This is a genomic window from Cohnella cholangitidis (assembly GCF_014107495.1).
In the GTDB taxonomy this organism is placed as follows: Bacteria; Bacillota; Bacilli; order Paenibacillales; family Paenibacillaceae; genus Cohnella; species Cohnella cholangitidis.
Map to the genome: position 1 here is coordinate 5,112,231 of NZ_CP041969.1, position 20,257 is coordinate 5,132,487.

General features: G+C 53.7%; 15 protein-coding genes, 1 pseudogene and 1 other annotated feature. Of the genes and pseudogenes, 15 read left to right on the forward strand and 1 reads right to left on the reverse strand.

Going from position 1 to position 20,257, the window contains the following annotated elements; translation table 11 throughout:
* The 3 genes from hemC to hemB are packed head-to-tail and all read left to right on the forward strand — an operon-like array spanning position 1 to position 3,488.
* On the forward strand, positions 1 to 939 hold the full coding sequence (gene hemC / locus FPL14_RS23585) for a hydroxymethylbilane synthase (RefSeq protein WP_182300037.1): 939 nt from the start codon (positions 1 to 3) through the stop codon (positions 937 to 939).
* A 4-nt stretch (positions 940 to 943) separates the two neighbouring features.
* Positions 944 to 2,494 carry a uroporphyrinogen-III C-methyltransferase gene (gene cobA / locus FPL14_RS23590; RefSeq protein WP_182300038.1) on the forward strand — a complete coding sequence of 517 codons (1,551 nt, stop codon included), beginning with the start codon at positions 944 to 946 and terminating at the stop codon, positions 2,492 to 2,494.
* A 4-nt stretch (positions 2,495 to 2,498) separates the two neighbouring features.
* Positions 2,499 to 3,488: a porphobilinogen synthase gene (hemB, locus tag FPL14_RS23595; protein ID WP_182300039.1), complete on the forward strand. Its 990-nt coding sequence runs from the start codon at positions 2,499 to 2,501 to the stop codon at positions 3,486 to 3,488.
* A 5-nt stretch (positions 3,489 to 3,493) separates the two neighbouring features.
* On the opposite strand, the gene FPL14_RS23600 is transcribed toward hemB, so the two are convergent.
* Positions 3,494 to 4,156: a Crp/Fnr family transcriptional regulator gene (locus FPL14_RS23600; RefSeq protein ID WP_182300040.1), complete on the reverse strand. Its 663-nt coding sequence runs from the start codon at positions 4,154 to 4,156 to the stop codon at positions 3,494 to 3,496.
* A gap of 98 nt (positions 4,157 to 4,254) precedes the next feature.
* On the opposite strand from FPL14_RS23600, the gene hemL reads away from it, so the two are divergent.
* From hemL to mreC, 12 genes and pseudogenes are all read left to right on the forward strand, one after another.
* Complete coding sequence (hemL, locus tag FPL14_RS23605) at positions 4,255 to 5,556, forward strand: glutamate-1-semialdehyde 2,1-aminomutase (protein WP_182300041.1); 1,302 nt, start codon at positions 4,255 to 4,257, stop codon at positions 5,554 to 5,556.
* A gap of 395 nt (positions 5,557 to 5,951) precedes the next feature.
* On the forward strand, positions 5,952 to 7,187 hold the full coding sequence (locus tag FPL14_RS23610) for a LysM peptidoglycan-binding domain-containing protein (protein WP_182300042.1): 1,236 nt from the start codon (positions 5,952 to 5,954) through the stop codon (positions 7,185 to 7,187).
* Between the two features lie 287 nt (positions 7,188 to 7,474).
* Positions 7,475 to 8,554: a hypothetical protein gene (locus FPL14_RS23615; RefSeq protein WP_182300043.1), complete on the forward strand. Its 1,080-nt coding sequence runs from the start codon at positions 7,475 to 7,477 to the stop codon at positions 8,552 to 8,554.
* Positions 8,555 to 8,601: 47 nt separating this feature from the next.
* Positions 8,602 to 8,862, forward strand: a binding site (T-box leader).
* 90 nt (positions 8,863 to 8,952) lie between these two features.
* Positions 8,953 to 11,619, forward strand: coding sequence for a valine--tRNA ligase (locus FPL14_RS23620; protein WP_182300044.1), 2,667 nt, complete (start codon positions 8,953 to 8,955; stop codon positions 11,617 to 11,619).
* Positions 11,620 to 11,627: 8 nt separating this feature from the next.
* A complete protein-coding gene (locus FPL14_RS23625; protein ID WP_182300045.1) occupies positions 11,628 to 13,022 on the forward strand; it encodes a bifunctional folylpolyglutamate synthase/dihydrofolate synthase in 1,395 nt (464 codons plus the stop codon).
* A gap of 7 nt (positions 13,023 to 13,029) precedes the next feature.
* A complete protein-coding gene (gene murC, locus FPL14_RS23630; protein WP_182304125.1) occupies positions 13,030 to 14,418 on the forward strand; it encodes a UDP-N-acetylmuramate--L-alanine ligase in 1,389 nt (462 codons plus the stop codon).
* A gap of 745 nt (positions 14,419 to 15,163) precedes the next feature.
* Positions 15,164 to 16,474, forward strand: a complete 1,311-nt coding sequence (locus tag FPL14_RS23635) for an SPOR domain-containing protein (protein ID WP_182300046.1) — start codon at positions 15,164 to 15,166, stop codon at positions 16,472 to 16,474.
* A 144-nt stretch (positions 16,475 to 16,618) separates the two neighbouring features.
* Positions 16,619 to 16,861, forward strand: a complete 243-nt coding sequence (locus FPL14_RS23640; RefSeq protein ID WP_182300047.1) for a DUF4321 domain-containing protein — start codon at positions 16,619 to 16,621, stop codon at positions 16,859 to 16,861.
* Between the two features lie 21 nt (positions 16,862 to 16,882).
* Positions 16,883 to 17,485, forward strand: a complete 603-nt coding sequence (locus FPL14_RS23645; RefSeq protein WP_182300048.1) for a Maf family protein — start codon at positions 16,883 to 16,885, stop codon at positions 17,483 to 17,485.
* A gap of 52 nt (positions 17,486 to 17,537) precedes the next feature.
* Positions 17,538 to 18,227 (forward strand): RadC family protein, encoded by a 690-nt coding sequence (radC, locus tag FPL14_RS23650; protein WP_267875388.1) that lies wholly within the window; start codon positions 17,538 to 17,540, stop codon positions 18,225 to 18,227.
* A gap of 84 nt (positions 18,228 to 18,311) precedes the next feature.
* Positions 18,312 to 19,342 (forward strand): annotated as a pseudogene (locus tag FPL14_RS23655) (rod shape-determining protein).
* A gap of 44 nt (positions 19,343 to 19,386) precedes the next feature.
* A complete protein-coding gene (gene mreC, locus FPL14_RS23660) occupies positions 19,387 to 20,256 on the forward strand; it encodes a rod shape-determining protein MreC (RefSeq protein WP_229263640.1) in 870 nt (289 codons plus the stop codon).
* Position 20,257: the final 1 nt, after the last annotated feature.

Sequence of the window (20,257 nt, forward strand, 5' to 3'; positions counted from 1 at the left end):
ATGCGTAAAATTATTGTCGGATCCAGACAGAGCACGCTAGCTCTGACGCAGACGAATCAGACCATCGACCTGCTCAAACAACTGTGCGCCAGGGATAATCTGGACTATACGTTCGAAGTTAAGCCTATCGTCACCCGAGGTGACCGCATTTTGGATGTTACCTTGTCTAAGGTTGGCGGCAAAGGGCTGTTCGTGAAGGAAATCGAAGAGGCGTTGCTGAACGGAGAGATCGATCTCGCTATCCATAGCATGAAGGACATGCCGTTCGAGCTTCCCGAAGGATTGGTTATCGGGGCCGTACCCAAACGGGAGGACCCTCGGGATTGCTTAATCAGCAAAGAAGGCGTAATGCTGTCCGAGCTGCCTCACGGGGCTCGCGTCGGAACGAGCAGCCTGCGCAGATCCGCTCAGCTTCATGCTCATCGTCCGGATCTGCTGATCGAATCCATTCGCGGCAATATCGATACGAGGCTTCGAAAGCTTACCGAGGAAGGCTTCGATGCCATTCTTCTTGCAGCAGCAGGCTTGCATCGGATGGGCTGGAAGGAGCGGATTACGGAATATCTGCCTCCGGAAGTCTGCTTGCCTGCCGTTGGGCAAGGCGCGCTGGCGATCGAATGCCGCGGCGACGACGAGAATGTGCTCGGCGTGCTTCGCCGGCTGAACGACCCGGCAACCGAAAGAACCGTCGCTGCCGAACGTCGCTTGTTAGGTTTATTGAACGGCGGGTGCCAGGTGCCGATCGGAGCTTACGCGCAGTTGGAATCCGATGCTCCCGAGGCTGGGGTCGCCTTGACGGGATTGGTTGCTTCCCCTGATGGAACGAACATACTTAGAGAAGCCGCTGTCGGACCGGATCCGCGGCAGGTTGGCTCAGATGTCGCGCAAGCGCTGCTTCGCCGCGGCGCGGATACTATTTTAGCGGAAGCGAGGGAATAGTCGGATGGAGAAGGGTAAGGTCTATCTGGTCGGCGCCGGACCGGGCGATCCTAAGCTGATTACGGTGCGAGGATTGGAGGCTTTAAAGCGGTCCGACGTCATCGTGTTCGACCGGCTGGCGGGGCCGCAGCTGCTTAACTTTGCAAAACCGGACGCAGAGCGCATATACGTCGGCAAGCTCCCCGATCGCCATACGATGAAGCAGGAAGACATCAATCGGTTGCTTGTCGATCTGGCGCTTCAAGGCAAGACCGTTATCCGACTGAAGGGCGGAGATCCGACCGTATTCGGGCGGGTCGGGGAAGAAGCCGATTTATTGCAGAAGAACGGCATCATTTATGAGATCATTCCCGGCATTACTTCGGCGATATCCGTTCCCGCATATGCGGGCATTCCCGTGACGCATCGCGACATGGCATCTTCTTTCTCCGTTATTACCGGACATGAAAGCCCGGACAAGCTCGATCTGTCGATCTACTGGGACAAAGTAACGAACGCAACGGGCACGCTCGTCTTCCTGATGGGCGTTGCCAAAATTGCTTATATTAGCGATCAGCTCATTAAACACGGCAGATCTCCGGATACCCCGGTTGCGCTCGTGCAGTGGGGGACGCGGGCGGAACAAAAAACCGTAGTCGGCACCCTAAGCAATATCGAGGAACGGGTCAAGGCAGCGAACTTGAAGCCGCCCGCGGTCATTGTCGTAGGCGACGTCGTGCGCCAGCGGGAAACGTTATCTTGGATCGAAAAAAAGCCTTTATTCGGGCAGAGAATTCTCATTACCCGCGCTCGTTCGCAGGCTAGCGATTTGCTTGCGAAGATAGACGATCTAGGCGGAGAAACCTACGAATATCCCGTAATCGAAATGAAGCTGCCGGAGAAACCGGAACAACTGCAGGAGATCGAACAGGCTTTGGCGCAGGCGGAAGCTTATGATTGGGTTATGCTGACGAGCGTTAACGGAGTGGAATATTTTTTCCGCTGGCTAGACCGGTATGGAGTCGATATTCGCCGATTCCATAAAGCGAAGTTCGCCGCGGTTGGACCGAAGACGGCGGATGCGCTTAGAGATCGGGGGATTCGCGCCGATCTGCTGCCGGAGAGCTTCCGCGCCGAAGGGTTATTGGATAGCTTGGACGGGGTTATCGCCCCGGGACAGCTCGCACTCCTTCCTAGAGGAGATCTGGCAAGGGAAACGCTGCCTAAGGAATTGAAGGAACGGGGAGTTCGAGTTGTCGAGCTCGACGTCTACCATACCGTTCTGTCGGCGCCCAAGGATCTATGGCTTCCGGAGATGCTGGAGAACGGAGAGATCCACGTCATTACGTTCACAAGCTCTTCGACGGTCGTTAATTTGATGGAAGCGTTGCGGCAATTAGGAGTGAGCAATCCGGCCGAAGCCTTGCGAAACGTTGAGATCGCCTGCATTGGGCCGGTTACCGCCCAGACGGCCAAGGAACATGGTCTAACGGTGACGGTCGTTCCAGAGAAATATACGATTGACGGCTTAGTGGAGGCGTTGGTGGATAGAAGACGCATGACGAAAGGGGATTAACATCATGGCTATAACTTTTGACCGGCATCGCAGACTGAGAGGCACTGCCGGACTGCGTAATCTGATCAGAGAAACAAGCATCGGGGTCAACGATTTCATCGCTCCGATCTTCATAACGGAAGGCTCGGGGATTAAAGAGGAAATTACGTCGATGCCGGGCGTTTACCATTGGTCGTTGGATACGGTGGATCAAGAGTTAGCTGACATTGTCGGTCTAGGGATTCAGTCGGTTCTCGTATTCGGGGTTCCCGACCGCAAAGATCCGAGAGGCACTTCCGCATACGATGACAACGGAATCGTCCAGAAGGCCATTCGGCAAATCAAAGCGACATATCCCGAGCTTGTCGTCGTTGCCGACACTTGCTTGTGCGCATATACGGATCATGGACATTGCGGCGTCGTTCATACGACGGAGTGCGGAGCGGTGATCGATAACGACGAATCGCTCGCCCTTCTGACGCAAACCGCGGTTTCCCAAGCTCGGGCTGGTGCCGATATTATCGCTCCTTCCAATATGATGGACGGTTTCGTAGCGGCCATACGCCAAGGACTGGATGAAGCGGGCTTCTCGAATACGCCGATTATGTCTTACTCGGTGAAATATTCTTCCGCGTATTATGGACCGTTCCGCGAAGCTGCGCATTCTTCGCCGCAATTCGGGGACCGCAAGACTTATCAAATGGATCCGGGCAATGCGCGCGAAGCGCTAAGGGAAGCTCAATCCGATGCGGACGAGGGAGCGGATTTCCTCATGGTGAAACCGGGGCTTGCTTATCTCGACGTCGTTAGAATGCTGAGAGACCGTTATTCCGTGCCGATCGTCATCTACAACGTGAGCGCGGAATATTCGATGGTGAAAGCGGCGGCTATGCAGGGGTGGATCGACGAGAAGGCGATCGTGCTGGAGACGTTAACCGGAATGAAACGCGCGGGAGCGGATTTGATTATTACTTATCACGCCAAAGATGCCGCGCGCTGGTTGCAAGGCATTTGAGGCGGTTAGCCCCGAAGCTTTAATAAATTCAGTTTGTATTCGTTGATGCCGAACTGCAGAACTCCGCGAGATTCCAATTCGCGAATGACTTCGGATAATACGGCTTTGGTTACGCCGGCCATCTGGGCAAGCTCGTCGTAATTAAGCGACACCGGGATGGAGATGATATTCCCGTCCCTCTTGCCGTTCTTGTTGGCTAGAGCGATCAAGTTTTTGAGTACCCGGGTACGTCCGTCGAGGAAAGTCAGATCGTTCACGTGCTCGTTCGTCGTACGCAATCTCCGGCAGAGCTCGGCCAAGATACCGCGGGTTATATCGAAGTGCGCCTGCAGCAAGTCCATGAACTGCTCGCTGGAGAGCTCGAGCACGGTGGTCGGTTCCAGCGTTTGCGCCGTAGCGGAGCGCGGACGTCCGTCGAGCAGCGACAGTTCGCCGAAGCTTTCGCCGCTATTGACGAGAGAGAGGATCTTCTCTTCGCCGGTATTGCTCCTCGTAAACAGTTTAATGGATCCGCTTAGAACGACGTAGAAGGTCAAACCCATTTCTTTTTCGTGAAAAAGAGTCGTTCCTGCGGCCAAACTGCGTCTGTGGGATATTCTAAGAATGTGCTCGAGCTGTTCGTCGTTTAAGTTGTCAAACAGCGATACTTTTTTCAGCCATTCGATCATCGGTATCTCTCCTGCTCTACTAAAGTACGATAAGTACGATTATTTGTCCTAAGTTTACCACAGCCATTTCCAATTCTGATAGTAGGGACGTGACGAAAATGAGCGAAAATCATCGAAAACGCGTGGAAACCCGCTCTAAGGCGGCCTTTGAACGTGCGAAACATGTCATACCCGGAGGGGTTAACAGTCCCGTTCGGGCTTTTAAGTCCGTCGGTTTGACGCCTCTGGTCATAGAGAAGGGCGAAGGCAGCCGAATTACGGATATAGACGGCCAGACGTATATCGATTACGTCCTCTCATGGGGACCGTTGATCGCGGGACACGCCCACCCTGAAGTGGTCGAAGCGATTAAACGGACCGCCGAAAAGGGGACAAGCTTCGGAGCGCCTACCGAACTGGAAACGTTGATGGCCGAGCTCGTGTGCGAGCGGGTTCCTTCCGTCGAGATCGTTAGGATGGTCAATTCCGGGACGGAAGCGACGATGAGCGCGTTAAGATTGGCTCGGGGGTATACGAAACGGAGTAAAATATTGAAGTTCGAAGGCTCGTACCATGGCCATGCGGACAGCTTGCTCATCAAAGCGGGCTCAGGCGTTGCGACGTTGGGTTTGCCCGACAGCCCTGGCGTGCCCGAGAGCGTCGCCTCTCATACGCTAACGGTTCCTTATAATGATCTTGCATCCGTTAAGCTGGCGTTCGAGCGTTACGGAGAGGAGATCGCGGCGGTTATCGTCGAGCCGATCGCGGGCAACATGGGCGTCGTTCCGCCATTGCCGGGATTTCTATCCGGCTTGCGGGAACTGACGGCCAGCTACGGAAGTCTCCTCATTTTCGACGAAGTCATGACCGGTTTCCGCGTCCATATGAACTGCGCGCAAGGACTGTACGGGGTTACTCCGGATTTGACCTGCTTGGGCAAGGTTATCGGGGGAGGCTTGCCGGTCGGAGCATACGGCGGCCGGAGGGAAATCATGGAGCAGATGGCTCCGGTCGGACCGATCTATCAAGCCGGAACGTTATCGGGCAATCCGCTGGCGATGGCAGCGGGATATACGACGCTTAAACTAATGACGGAGGAAGCTTACCAGCTTCTGGAGAGATTGTCCGTTCGCCTGCAGGCGGGGCTTGAACGCAATGCTCGGGAGACGGGCATCCCTATGACCATTAACCGCGTAGGCTCGATGGTTTGTCCGTTCTTCACGGACAAGCATGTCATTAACTACGACGTTGCCAAAACCGCGAATTCGGAACGGTTCCGCACCGTGTTCCGCAGGCTGCTGGACAATGGCGTAAACATCGCTCCTTCGCCCTTCGAAGGTTGGTTCGTTTCTACCGCGCATTCCGAAGACGACATCGATCAGACGATCGCGGCGCACAGGGCGGCGTTGGAAAAAGGATAATTTATTGCCACAAGCGCACCCCTTGTCATTTTGATGGCAAGGGGTGCGCTTGCATCCGCCGAAAAAACCCGAGTGAGTCGTGCTAAATCCGCCTAAAGTGTCTCCCCGATCGAAATAACCCGAGTGAGTAGTGTTAAATCCGCCTAAAGTACCTCCCCCGATCGAAATAACCCGAGTGAGTCGTGTTAAATCCGCCTAAAGTACCTCCCCCGATCGAAATAACCCGATCGAGACGTGTTAAATCCGCCACGAGTACTTCTTCCACCAGCCAAAATCCAAGGGGTTGTTTGCTTTTTCAGTCATGCCCGACTAACCACGGCATATAGATAATTAGTGAATTGTAAAGGACCCCGGTCTATGCGATCGGGGGCTTATGCCGAAAGGAGGACTTCGTCGTGACTGACCAGTTGAACGGGTTACGATTCGATATTTACGAACGTGTGCATCTGCCAGACGATGTAGCCGCAATTGAAGAGCTGGAAGAAATCGAATTGGTGCCCCATATGCAGGCGCTGCCTCAAGATGATCAGGTCCTGTTAAGGGGCCATCTGTTGCTGTCCGGAATTTACCGGTCTCAGGACGTCGCCGGCGCGAGCCAGCTGGAGCATTGGATACCAGTAGAAATCTCGTTGCCGCTGAATCGGATTCAGAACGTGGAAGAACTTGCCGTGGAGATCGATAATTTCGATGTCGATTTGCTGACGTCGCGTTCGTTAAACGTTACGGGCGTATTAGCGTTGCGAGGGTTGCAGGTCCAGTCGGCGGAAAGTCCGATATGGAGGGACGACAGCTTTACCGTCGTGCACCAAGCCCGATCGGATACCGACGAGATCGAGCTGACCGAGCCGGGAAGGTTTCCGCAAGCAGGGGGCGGGTTAGAAGACGAAAATCCGGGCTCATTCCCGGCAGGCGATTATGCACCCGAATATGTCGAGCAGCTCATTGAACAGGAGCGCGAGGAATCGTTGGAGCCGCAGTCCGCGGCGGACCTGAATGAAGTCCAAGACAACGCCAAGGAAAGCGGTTGGCTGTCCATGTTTCAGCACTCGGAACAATCCAGAGAAGAAGCGGATCTTCCGCAGGAGCAGTCGGCGGAAGCCGTGAACGAAGCGCAAGCGTCCTCTCCGTGGGGCGATGTGACGAAGGAACGGCTGGAAGAAGCGGAGGTTGTTCCGGAACTTGAATTAACCTTGGCCCAAGAGGCGGTAATCGAAGCGGAGCCAAAACCGGATTTGAAGGTAGCGCTTGGAGGCAAAGCGCTTGACACCGCCCCGGCACTGCAACAACAGCAACAGCAACCATTCGGGGTCGGGCTGCTGTCCCAATTAGGCGACAAGGGAGCGAAGAGAGAAGCGGAGCTGCGCATCCAAGAGGCCGCGCAGGCGGAAGAAAAGGCTCAGCTGGCGAGCAATTCGGCGCAAAGTACCGGCGACGAGCTGGAATGGACCCGGTTATTCTTGAATAACGCTCCCGCGCAATCGTTCCGCAAAGTGAGATTGTGCATCGTTCAACGCGAGGAAACGCTCGAACTCATCGCGAATAGATACAATGTCCAGCCGCGGGAGCTTCAGCTCTATAACAGATTGCACGAACCTTACTTATCCGAAGGGCAAGTCCTCTACATTCCGTAATAAACAATAAGGCCGATCCTCGATTCCATTCGACGAGGATCGGTCTTTTGGCTTGTCCGCAAACGTGATTGAATTAGGGCACTTCCTTGTGGGATTTTCGCCCTTCGCCCATGAATCTTTTTGCTAGAATGAAGTCAGAGCTTCTTCCATTCCTCTTGGTTTCATCTCCTCTCTCGCAACAAATCCATCGCAACGGTTAAGAATAACGAATCCGGTTTTCCCTATTCAGTGCGTCATTTCGCGAATATCAAGGAGATCTTCTTAATTTAAAGGAGAGTGCTCGTTCTATGAAACTGCCAATTGGCAAGCCTCCGATCGTCGGATTGTTACGTTGGGCGCATACGCTCGGCATTACTTCGAGCTACAAGGATACGCAACCATGGTTTTACGGCAACTTCATCCAACTTAGCGGAAACCGACGATTCATTGAAAACGGGGAAGAGTTTTTTTTCGATTTTTACAGGGGCGGACGTTCCGAGTTCGATAATAATAACCCCTTCCTGCATTACCGCAAGCTGGGAGTCGAGGTATTCCGAATGCTCGGATTAAAGTCGATGTCCTCCTTTTGCGTAGAGGCGCTTGAGGAGGGGTATTACCCTGACGTATTCATCGACGAGCAATGGATTCCGCATAGCCACGCTTTCGGCTCCTATCGGTTACCGCATCACCTTCTCATTTACGGATATGATTTCGGTAAGCATTTCTATTGCCAAGGCTTCGATAAATTCGGGATTTACGGGGATCACATGGTTTCGTTCGATGATTTGGACCGCGCTTACGGCTCATTGTCCGAGCTTATCCAAAACGGGCAAGTGGGGGAGCAAGGTACTTACCTGTTCAAGTTCAATGCTAACTATCGTTATCATTTCGATATGCGTTCCGTTGTCAATCAATTGCAAGATTACTTACGCGCGGATACGGACGAGAACCGGATCAATCGCAATCCGGAGCAAGACGTTCTGGGCGTCGAAGTGTACGACAGCTTGCTGAAGTATTTCGATTTTGTCAGCAGGGAAGATCCCACTCTAAAGAGAAGGGCGGACATCCGGCAGCTACACATTCTATGGGAGCATAAGAAAACGATGGTCGATCGCCTCGACTATATGAAGAGGGAAGGCTATTTAACCGATTCCGACGAGCTCATCGCGGCATATAAAGAGGTAGCTAAGAAGGCGATGTCGATGCGGAATCTTTATTTGAGAGACGCGATGGCGCAAACCGACGATTCCCCCTTTCCCGCCGCGCGAGTCCAAAACTTATTCTTGATGGTGGAAGAAAGCCTGCACGAAATAAGGGGAATGGAGACCGTGATTTTGCATAAGCTGATAGAAGTATTGGGACAAGCTTCAAACCACCATATGTCTTGAGATTCCATCCGTATTGACTCTCCCACGGACGGCGGGTAGAATAGGTAAGAAAGACACGGATAGGGAAGAGCAGGCAGTTTAACCCTTCAGAGAGCGGAACCGCCGGTAAATACGGCGCTGCGAGGTTCCGCAGGACAACACGCTGCTGCAAGTCGCCCTGGAGTTTCCTGCTTGAATAATCGTCCGTTTCGGGACGATCCTGTAGAGCTGGACGGTAGCAACCGTTATCTTGCAACGAGTGCCGTTACGGGTAATGATGCCGAACGGAACGAAGGTGGTACCACGGAAGTTTACCTTTCGTCCTTTGCGACGGGAGGTTTTTGTGTTTTTTTAAGCATCTTTACGAGGAATATTTCTCGGTAAAGCCGAATTGACGTCTTATGGAGGTAGTGTCACTCATGTCCGAATCCCAAGAACGCCTTAACGTCGAAATGCCGACGACCTATGATCCTACAAGCGCTGAACGCAAATGGTACGATCATTGGCTGAGCAATGGTTATTTTCAAGCCGGACGTCGTCCGGACGCTCCTAAATACACCATCGTGATCCCTCCCCCGAACGTAACCGGTATGCTGCACATCGGCCATGCCTTGGATTTTACGCTGCAAGATATCCTCATTCGCTTTAAGCGGATGCAGGGCTTCGATGCGTTATGGCTGCCGGGCACCGATCACGCGGGTATCGCCACGCAGACCAAAGTGGAGCAGAAGCTTCGCGAAGAAGGAAAGAGCCGCTACGATCTAGGGCGCGAAGCTTTCCTCGACAAGGTATGGGAGTGGAAAGAGCATTATGCGGGGACGATCCGCGACCAGTGGTCCAAAATGGGACTTAGCCTCGACTATTCGCGCGAGCGCTTCACTTTGGACGAGGGGCTTTCCAAAGCCGTGCGCGAAGTGTTCGTTCGATTGTACGATAAAGGCCTTATCTACCGCGGCAAAAGAATCATCAACTGGGATCCGGCGGCTCGTACCGCGCTCTCGGATATCGAGGTCGAATATAAAGAAGTAAACGGGCATTTGTATCACTTGCGTTATCCGCTCGCGGACGGCAGCGGCCATATTACGGTGGCGACCACGAGACCGGAGACGATGCTCGGCGATACGGCGGTTGCCGTTCATCCGGAAGACGAGCGTTACAAGCATCTCATCGGGCGCATGATTCTGCTTCCGATCGTAAATCGGGAAATACCGATTATCGGAGACGAATACGTCGAGAAGGAATTCGGAAGCGGCGCGGTCAAAATTACGCCTGCCCACGATCCTAACGATTTCGAAGTAGGCGCGCGGCACGATCTTCCTCAGATTACGGTCATGGACGAAGGCGGACGCATGAACGAGCATGCGGGCCCGTACCAAGGACTGGATCGCGCGGATTGCCGCAAGGCGATCGTGAAAGATATGCAAGAGCAAGGAATCTGCATCCAAATCGAGGACCATGTCCACCAAGTCGGCCACAGCGAGCGTTCCGGCGCGGTCGTCGAACCTTATTTGTCCACGCAATGGTTCGTGAATATGAAGCCGCTCGCCGAGAAAGCGATCGAATCGCAGAAATCGGGACAGGGCGTGAACTTCGTTCCGGATCGCTTCGAGAAAATTTATTTGCACTGGATCGAGAACGTTCGCGACTGGTGTATTTCCCGCCAGCTCTGGTGGGGCCATCGGATTCCGGCATGGCATCACGAGACGACGGGCGAAATCCACGTCGGCGCGGAAGCTCCGGAAGGAGCGGACCAGCCGGATTCCCCGTGGAAACAAGACAACGACGTTCTCGATACGTGGTTCAGCTCGGCGCTATGGCCGTTCTCTACATTGGGATGGCCGGAAGACAGCGACGATTTGAAAAATTATTATCCGACCGGCGTACTCGTAACGGGGTATGACATCATTTACTTCTGGGTTGCCCGAATGATTTTCACCGCGCTTGAATTCACGGATCGAATTCCGTTCAAGGACGTCCTCATTCACGGACTCGTCCGCGACGCGGAAGGACGCAAAATGTCCAAATCGCTGGGCAACGGGGTCGATCCGCTGGAAGTGATCGAGAAGTACGGCGCGGACGCGATGCGTTTCATGATCTCCACGGGCAGCACTCCGGGACAGGATTTGCGTTTCCGGTTCGAGAAGGTCGAGCAAGCGCGTAATTTCGCGAACAAAATATGGAACGCGTCCCGGTTTGCCCTCATGAACCTTGAAGGGTTCACCTACGAACAGATCGACCTTAGCGGCGAGTTGTCGACGGCGGATCGTTGGATTCTTCACCGCTTGAACGAAACCGCCCGGGATATTACCCGGTTGATGGAGAGCTACGAGTTCGGGGAAACAGGCCGGTTGCTCTATAATTTCATCTGGGATGACCTGTGCGATTGGTATATCGAGTTCTCGAAGCTTACGCTGTACGGAGACAATCCGGCGGCTAAGCGCAGCACTCAATCCGTCCTTGCCTACGTGCTTGATCGCACGTTGCGCTTGTTGCACCCGTTCATGCCGTATCTCTCCGAAGAGATTTGGCAGCATTTGCCTCATGAGCCGGGCGAGACGATCATGCTGTCCGCATGGCCGGAATATCGCGCCGACTTCGAAGCGGCGAACTCGCTCAAAGAGATGGAACTATTGATGGAAGCCATCCGCGCCGTTCGCAACGTCCGAGCGGAAGTGAACGTGTCCCCGGGCAAAAAAATCGAGCTGCTGCTGAAACCGACAGGCGAAGCGGAAGAGGGAATATTCCTCCGCAACGAAATTTACGTTCAACGTTTCTGCAACACGTCGTCTTATACGCTCGATCGCGCATTGACGCCTCCCGACAAAGCGATGACGGCGATTATTACCGGAGCGGAGCTTTTCTTCCCGCTTGCGGGGCTCATCGACATCGGACAGGAAATCGCGCGTCTAACCAAGGAAGTAGACAACTTAAACGCGGAAGTAGAACGCGTGGAGAAGAAGCTGTCCAACGAAGGTTATATCGCCAAGGCGCCGGCTCACGTCGTGGAGCAGGAACGCGCCAAAGGCCAGGATTATAAGGAAAAACGGGATAAAGTACTGGCCAGAATCGCCGAGCTTCAAGGATGACGGAGGAGATGAGCGGCATGAATAAAGACGGCATCTCTCCATCGGAGGCTCTTCGAAGCGCCGAAGAAGCCATGGCTTGGATTACGGGCCTTACTGCCTTCGGTATCCGGCCGGGCTTGGATAGAATTAAGCAGCTGATGGAAAGCTTCAATCACCCCGAGCGGAGATTGAAGTTTATCCATGTGGCCGGGACGAACGGCAAAGGCTCGGTTTGCGCTTATCTTACGAGCGTGCTCAGGCAGAGCGGATACGACGTGGGGACCTTCACTTCTCCGTACCTCACTTCCTATTCCAATCGCCTCCAATATAACGGGCAAGATATCGGAGACGAAGATTTGGTACGGTTGGCCAATCGGCTAAAACCCGCCGTCGAGGAGATGGCCCGTACCGAGTGGGGATCGCCGACGATGTTCGAGGTGACGACCGCGTTGGCGTTGCTTTATTACGGGACCGTCGCTTTTCCGGATTTCGTCGTGTGGGAAACCGGACTAGGCGGCCGATTAGACGTTACGAACATCGTAACTCCTATCGTGAGCGTCATTACGAACGTAGGCCATGACCATATGGACGTGCTCGGACCGACGTTAGTCGATATTGCAAAGGAAAAAGCCGGGATCATTAAATCCGGCGTTCCTGTCGTGTCCGCGGTTTCGCAACGCGAAGTCATAGATGTCGTCAGAGAGTCGGCAAAAGCGCGCAAAGCGACCCTGTACTTGCTGGGGGACGAATTCTCTTACGAGAAATCAGCCATAGCGGAAAATGAGCAAAAGTTTTCTTTTCAAGGACCGTTCCGTGCTTTACAATCTTTAACGGTGACGATGAACGGAGCGCATCAGATTACGAATGCCGCCACCGCGGTGATGGCCTTGGAAGTGCTGCGGCAATATTATGCATTGATCGTGGACGACGAGGACCTTGCCGCCGGGCTTAAGAATACGGCATGGCCGGGTCGGCTGGAGATGGTGTCCCATGATCCGAGAATTCTAATTGACGGCGCGCACAATCCCGAAGGAATGGAAGCTCTGAGCCACGCTCTTCGGGATATTTACAAGTTCGATCAATTAAATGTGATGATGGCAATGATGCCAAATAAGAATCATGAGCATTCCCTGCGGCATATACTACCAATGGTGGATACGCTTGTGATTACGGAACCCGATTTTCATAAAAAAATGAACGCCGCCGACCTGGCCGACGTCGCCGAAAAGCTGCGTTCCGAGCTCGGACGGCCGCGCAATGTCATCGTGGAGCCGGATTGGCGCCGTGCTCTGGAGCTTCTGAAGGAAGCTTCCGCATCGTCTAAAGCCGAGCAACCTCTAAACGTCATTACGGGCACTCTGTATTTGATTGCCGACGTTAGATCGTGGGTGCTCCATGGAACGAAATCTGAAAAAGGCTGGTGAAGCGTTGTTGCGGACCGCTGAACACGTGCATTTTATCGGCATCGGAGGATATGGAATGAGCGCCATCGCCCGGGTCATGCTGGAGATGGGTTATCAAGTGTCCGGTTCCGATGTGGTACGCCAAGAACTGACCGACAAGCTGGCGGCCAAAGGGGCACAAATCTATATTGGTCACGAACCGGAGCATGTCCGGGGCGCTGATCTGGTCGTTTATTCAACGGCGTTGTCCAAGGACAACGTCGAACGGCAGGAAGCCGAACAGTTAAACATCCCGATCTTGCATCGGGCGCAGATGTTAGCCCGTCTGCTCAATTCCCGTACGGGAATTGCGGTTGCAGGCGCGCATGGCAAAACGACTACATCTTCCATGATCGCGTTGGTCATGGAAATCTGCGGCTTGGATCCGACCTATATTATCGGCGGAGAGATCGTGAACGTCGGAACGAACGCCAAAGCAGGCAAAAGCCGGTTCGTCGTGGCCGAAGCCGACGAGAGCGACGGCTCGTTCTTACAGTACGAATCCGCCGTCGGCGTCGTGACGAACATCGAAGCCGACCATCTGGAAAATTACGATGGAGACTTCAATAAGCTTAAAGAAGCTTACGTCTCGTTCCTGCGCAACATCAAGCCGGAAGGCTGCGCCGTCGTGTGCGTAGACGACGAGAACGTTCGGGAGCTTCTGCCTCAAGTCGGCGGACAAAGAGTCATCACGTACGGCATGCAATCCGAGGATGCCGAATATCGGGCTACCGATGTTCAACTGGGCGATCGCTGCGCGACATTTACCGTTAGCCATCGTGCCGATGTCCTCGGTACCGTAACGTTGTCGGTGCCGGGCAAACATAACGTATATAACGCGCTTGCGACGCTTATCGTTTGCTTGGAAGCGGGAGCTGCATTCGAAGCGATCGCGGAAGCGATTCGCGAGTTCCGCGGCGCGAAACGCCGGTTTCACGTGCTCGGCGAAGTGAAGGACATGCTCGTCATCGACGATTACGCCCATCACCCGACGGAAATCGAAGCGACGATTCAAGCGGCCAAAGCTACCGGCAAGCGGATTATCGCGGTATTCCAGCCTCAGCGATATACAAGGACGTTCTTCTTGCTGGATGCGTTCAGCAGAGCTTTCGCGGGTGCGGATGAAGTCATCATTACCGACATTTATTCGCCGGCCGGCGAGCAAAGAATCGAAGGGGTCAATTCCCGCAAGCTGGTGGAATTGATCGCCCAGAATAGCAATTCCAACGTCAGTTACGTTCCGACCAAGGAAGAAGTTCGGGATCAGCTCGCCGAGCGCGTGGCTCCGGGGGATCTCGTACTGACGATGGGGGCGGGGGATATTTGGAAGACGGCGGTCGAGTTGTCTCGCATTCTGCGCGAACGCAGCGCTGAGTAGGTCGAGTCGCCAACTGAAACGGGATGGAGAATGGGGAGACCCTTTCTTCATCCCGTTTCGGTTATTCGGCAACCGCGTGGACATAGCGCTAGCATAGCGGCACGGCGTGCCGTTATTCGGCAACCACGTGGACATAGCGCGAGCATAGCGGCACCACGTGCCGTTATTCAGCAACCTCGTGGACATAGACCGCTAGCATTAGCGGCACGGCGTGCCGTTATTCGGCAACCGCGTGGACATAGCGCGAACGCAGCGCTGAGTAGGTCGAGTCGCCAACTGAAACGGGATGGAGAATGGGGAGACCCTTTCTTCATCCCGTTTCGGTTATTCGGCAACCGCGTGGACATAGCGCTAGCATAGCGGCACGGCGTGCCGTTATTCGGCAACCACGTGGACATAGCGCGAGCATAGCGGCACCACGTGCCGTTATTCAGCAACCTCGTGGACACGTAGCGCTAGCATTAGCGGCACGGCGTGCCGTTATTCGGCAACCGCGTGGACATATCGCGAGCATAGAGGCACCACGTGCCGTTATTCAGCAACCTCGTGGACATAGCGCGAGCATAGCGGCACCACGTGCCGTTATTCAGCAACCTCGTAGACATATCGCGAGAATAGCGGCATGCATGTCTTACCTAGCTAGAAGGAGAAAAATAGCCAGCATAACATAGTGCGGAGCCGATCATATTTCTCTCTATCCTCTCATATTCTAATTACTAGATTGAGGGACAAGGGGAGACTCCGCATGCAACAACCGAAAGCAAGGATGACCATTCGTTTCGAGCCGCCGGTGAAACCGAAAGGATCGGCGAAGCCGACCCTTCGAACCGTCGAGCTCGACGCGGAAAAGGCAGAGCCCGTAACCGAAGAAGTACTTACGGCCTGGAATAGTCCTTATCAAGACGATATACATGCTTTGGAGGAAATCATTCGCAGAACGGAACCCGCCAAGGAATCCGACTATCCGACTGTCCAATCGCTCGTTCCCTCCGTACCGATCATCGACAATCCAATTGCCCGCAAGCCCGAATATTTCCGGAGAGAAATTACGATTGACGAAACTTCCGAAGACATTTGGAGCAGGGAAACGCCGGAATTCGGGCAGGAGGACTTGCGGCATGCTGAATGGTATAGCCGCACGCCAAACGTTCGAGAAGAGAATCCGTCTTGGGGCAGGGTTTTCCTGTCCGTCGCCGCGGCCGTTGGCACGGGGGCCCTGTTCGGATATATGGTCCTTAGCCTATTCACGGGGGAACCGTTGTTTCCCGGCAAATCGGGAACGGCTGCGCAACTGCCCGTGCAGGCTTCGTCCAGCCAAACCGATACTCCGGGAAGCGCGCCGCCTGTTTCCCGCGAGCCTGAACAATCCGACGTACCGTCTGCCGCGACTCCCGTTGCCGAGGAGAACGCCGGAAATTCCGTTAACGCCTCTAATACGGAATTGAAAACCGACGTTTACTACATGCTTCAGTACGGCGTGTTTCAAAGCGAAGAGAGCATGGAGACGGCGGTCAAGCAACTGCAAGAAAAGGGGCTTGCCCACGCGTCGGAAACGAGCGACGGATATCGGGTGTACGTCGGGACGGCAAGGTCGCGGGATGAAGCGGAGCTGCTCGCCGCGCAGATGCCGGATACCGAGATTTACATTAAGCCTATCGGGGGAGACGAACAGTCGGTTCCTGCAACAACGCTCTCCGAAGAAGACGTTGAATTTATGAACGCGAGCGCCGGAATGATCCGGAAGCTGGCGCAAATATCGGCTATCGGCTTGCAAGACAAGCTGCCTCAGCGATTAGGAGAAGCGGATCTTGATTCCTTAGAGAATTCGCGTCGGGCATGGGTGGAAACTATTCCGGCGGCCGACAAGTTAAACGGCAAGACGGCGGAGGATGCGGAAGCTATCGTGAAAGGAATTCAATCGGCGATGCTCTCGATGACGGAGTTTAATCGCAAGCCATCGCGATATCACCTATGGAACGTGCAGTCCTCCGTGATGGCAGCCTTGCTCGCGGACAGACATATGCGCTCCCTTTTTTCAAGCGGCGACCTAGGATAGGAACGGTTCATAATTCGTACTCGGGACTTTAGAACGGGGCAGCCTGCAACCTTGGGGCTGTCTTTGTTTTATACGTTGTGTGACTTGTCCGAGGAACGTATAATGAGTAGACGGGTGTCAAAAAATGGTGGGAGACGGAGAATCATGAAGAAAAACGGATGGATATTGGTGCTGTTTATTTTCTTGGGAGTACTTGCCGGAGCGTTGGTGGCCGTCTGGCTTCAGGAAGTTCCCGGACTCACCTTTTTAACTCGCGCGATCAAGGTCAGTTGGTCTCCGGCAGCGGATTTGTCAGTCATTAAGTACAGCTTGAACTTAAGCATTAACTTTAGCTTGTTAAGCGTGATAGGCGCTATCGTCGCGATATGGCTGTATCGCAAAATGTAATGCGAAAGGAATCGTGACAACATGCAGTCCGTTACGCAGCATCTCGTACTAGCTTCTTCTTCGCCCCGCAGGCAAGAATTGATTTCATTGCTGGGGTTGCCGGTGCGAATAATGCCTAGCCAAGTTTCCGAAGAAACTCCGACGGAATGGTCTCCCGAGGAGATCGTCGAAGGACTTTCATTGCGCAAAGCGTTAGCCGTGAAAAAAGATTTAACTAATCCGGCGGAACAATCGTCTATTATCGTAGGCAGCGATACGATCGTCGTGTTGAACGGTCAAGTGATGGGAAAACCTAGAGACGAGCACGATGCCAGAGAAATGCTCGGCAAGCTCTCCGGAGCAACGCACGAGGTTTACACCGGGGTGACGTGCCTTCGGGTTTCCGACGGGAAGACGGTAACTTCCCATCGCGTAACGAAAGTGTCCATGAGGCCGTTATCGGCCGGCCAAATTTCCAGATACGTCGCTACCGGCGAGCCTATGGACAAGGCCGGGGCATACGGGATTCAAGAGATCGGCTCCCTGCTCGTCGAATCTATCGAAGGCGATTATTTCAACGTCGTGGGTTTGCCTGTTTCTCTCTTAGCGGTTCTATTGGAACAATTCGAAATTACGGTGCCATGAACGACGAAGCCAATTCCGCGGCCGACGCGGCATTCGAGGGTAGGTTAACGACGTGGAACAACGATCCTTCCGACTGCGAGAAATCCCTTCCGAGGAACGGCCGCGGGAACGCATGCAGAGATACGGCGCAGAGGCGCTCAGTCACGCGGAATTGCTGGCTATATTGATTCGGACGGGCACGTCCAACGAATCCGCGATTCATCTTGCCCAACGTATTATTAACGAGAGCGGCGGGCTTAGGCGATTGGCGGAAAAAAATTGGGAAGAGTTGACGCAAATTCACGGAATCGGACCGGCGAAGGCTTTGCAGCTTCAAGCCTCTCTTGAGCTCGGGAGAAGGATAGCCCGTTCCAGGTTGCCGGAAATGGTTAAGATCACGAGCCCTCAGGATGCGGCCGATCTTCTAATGGAAGAACTCAGGCATCACAGGGAAGAGCATTTCGTATGTTTGTTCCTTAATACCAAGAATCAAGTTATCGGTCGCCAAACGTTATCCATCGGCAGCCTGAACGCTTCTATCGTCCATCCAAGAGAAGTGTTCAAAGCGGCCATCAGGCGCAGCAGCGCTTCGATCCTCTGCGCTCACAACCATCCGAGCGGAGATCCGACTCCGAGCGCGGAGGACATTCAGCTTACTAAGAGATTAGGGGAAGCCGGACACTTGATCGGGATAGAGCTTCTCGACCATTTGGTAATCGGTGACAATCGCTTTATAAGTTTGAAGGAGATGGGTTGCTTGTAATATAATAATAAGGATTGTCCCGACGACTGACACGCATCTTGAGGCGTCAACATAGCAGTCGCGGTCAAAGCAGGAGGTAGCGGAATGGTAGGAGGATTTACGCGGGATCTGGGAATCGATCTTGGAACCGCAAACACGTTGGTTTATATCAAAGGTAAAGGAATCGTCGTCAGAGAACCGTCAGTGGTCGCTCTGCGTACCGATACAAAGAAAATCGAAGCGGTCGGATCCGATGCCAAAAAAATGATCGGACGCACGCCCGGGAATATCGTTGCCATTCGTCCGATGAAGGACGGGGTTATCGCCGATTTCGAAACGACGGCCACGATGATCAAATATTTCATCCGTCGCGCTCAGAAGCCGCGGTCGCTGTTTCCGCGCCATCCGAACGTGATGTTTGCGTCCCGTCCGGAATTACGGCCGTTGAGAAACGCGCCGTAGAAGATGCCACGAAGCAAGCCGGCGCACGCGAAGCTTACATTATCGAAGAGCCTTTTGCGGCCGCTATCGGAGCGGATTTGCCGGTATGGGAACCGATGGGAAGCATGGTCGTCGATATCGGGGGCGGAACGACGGAAGTCGCGGTGATCTCGCTAGGCGGCATCGTAACCAGCAAATCGATTCGCGTTGCGGGCGATGAAATGGACGATGCGATTATCGCGTACATTAAACGGTTGTACAATTTGATGATCGGGGAGAGAACTTCCGAGCAATTGAAGATGGAGATCGGTTCGGCGATGCCGCTGGACAAAGTCGAATCCATCGAAATTCGCGGACGGGATCTTGTCTCCGGGCTGCCCAAGACGTTGGCTATTACTTCCGATGAAATCACGGAAGCGTTGTCGGATACCGTGAACTCGATCATCGACGCCGTTAAGGTGACGCTCGAGAAGTGTCCTCCGGAACTGTCCGCGGATATTATGGATCGGGGTATCGTATTGACGGGCGGCGGAGCTTTGCTTCGCAATTTGGACAAGATGCTGGCTCGCGAGACGGGAATGCCTGTATTGGTGGCGGAGAACCCGCTTGATTGCGTTGCGATCGGTACGGGAAGGGCTCTCGAGAACATTCATCTCTTCAAGTCCAAAGGCGGAGCTTCCCGATCTGGACGCTAATACAGTGATAATTCAGAGAGGTTAAGTTTAGGACGGGAAAGCAGGTGAGCGGGATCTTTCGATTAATGCGCAACAAGCGATTGTTTATCCTCATGATCGGGCTTATCGTATTTATTGCTCTCATGGGATTTACGATGGGCCGAACTCGCTTGACCTGGCCGGAGAAATTTCTCAATGATGCCTTTGGGACAGTGCAAGGAGCTTTATACCGGCCGGTCGGAGCGGTCGCGGATTTCTTCCGCGACCTCGGCCGGCTTTCCGATGTATATAAGGAAAACGAGCAGTTACGCCAGACGGTAGCCCAGTATACGCAGGACCAGATCAAATTCAACTTGCTTGAAGCGGATAACAAGCGGTTGGAAGATGCGTTGCATTTTACCGAGCAACAGAAGAACATGGACAACTACCGCTATCTGATTGCTCAAGTCGTAGGAAGCACGTCCAATCCGTACGAGAAAACGATCACGATCAATCTAGGAAGCCGAGACGGGATTAAACCCGAGATGGCCGTCAGAACGGTCGATGGTCTGGTCGGATTGGTAAGCAAAGTCAAAAATTTTACTTCCACGGTCACATTGATTACGAGCCTAGACCCCAATTCATCCAAAGGCACCCCAGTGTCGGCTACCTTCTTAGGAAGGCCTGAATCATTCGGAATCATAGAATACGACGATGAAACCCAATCGCTTCAGATGACCAAAATCGATGAGCACGACAAACCCGCCGAAGGAGACAAGGTCATCACTTCGGGGTTAGGCAGTTTATTCCCCAAAGGAATCATTATCGGAACGGTCAAGAGCAGCCAGGTAGGAGATTTCGGTCTGACATACACCGCTATTATCGAACCCGCGGCCAAGTATGATCATTTGAGGGAAGTATTCGTAGTCGTCGTTCCAGAGGTGGAAGAGCCGTGAA

Excerpts from the sequence above, each read along its gene's own strand:
- FPL14_RS23615 (WP_182300043.1), top strand. The coding sequence starts at position 7,475 with ATGAAACTGCCAATTGGCAAGCCTCCGATCGTCGGATTGTTACGTTGG.
- FPL14_RS23600 (WP_182300040.1), bottom strand. The coding sequence starts at position 4,156 with ATGATCGAATGGCTGAAAAAAGTATCGCTGTTTGACAACTTAAACGAC.
- FPL14_RS23625 (WP_182300045.1), top strand. The coding sequence starts at position 11,628 with ATGAGCGGCATGAATAAAGACGGCATCTCTCCATCGGAGGCTCTTCGA.
- hemC (WP_182300037.1), top strand. The coding sequence starts at position 1 with ATGCGTAAAATTATTGTCGGATCCAGACAGAGCACGCTAGCTCTGACG.
- hemB (WP_182300039.1), top strand. The coding sequence starts at position 2,499 with ATGGCTATAACTTTTGACCGGCATCGCAGACTGAGAGGCACTGCCGGA.
- hemL (WP_182300041.1), top strand. The coding sequence starts at position 4,255 with ATGAGCGAAAATCATCGAAAACGCGTGGAAACCCGCTCTAAGGCGGCC.
- FPL14_RS23635 (WP_182300046.1), top strand. The coding sequence starts at position 15,164 with ATGCAACAACCGAAAGCAAGGATGACCATTCGTTTCGAGCCGCCGGTG.
- FPL14_RS23645 (WP_182300048.1), top strand. The coding sequence starts at position 16,883 with ATGCAGTCCGTTACGCAGCATCTCGTACTAGCTTCTTCTTCGCCCCGC.
- cobA (WP_182300038.1), top strand. The coding sequence starts at position 944 with ATGGAGAAGGGTAAGGTCTATCTGGTCGGCGCCGGACCGGGCGATCCT.
- FPL14_RS23620 (WP_182300044.1), top strand. The coding sequence starts at position 8,953 with ATGTCCGAATCCCAAGAACGCCTTAACGTCGAAATGCCGACGACCTAT.
- FPL14_RS23640 (WP_182300047.1), top strand. The coding sequence starts at position 16,619 with ATGAAGAAAAACGGATGGATATTGGTGCTGTTTATTTTCTTGGGAGTA.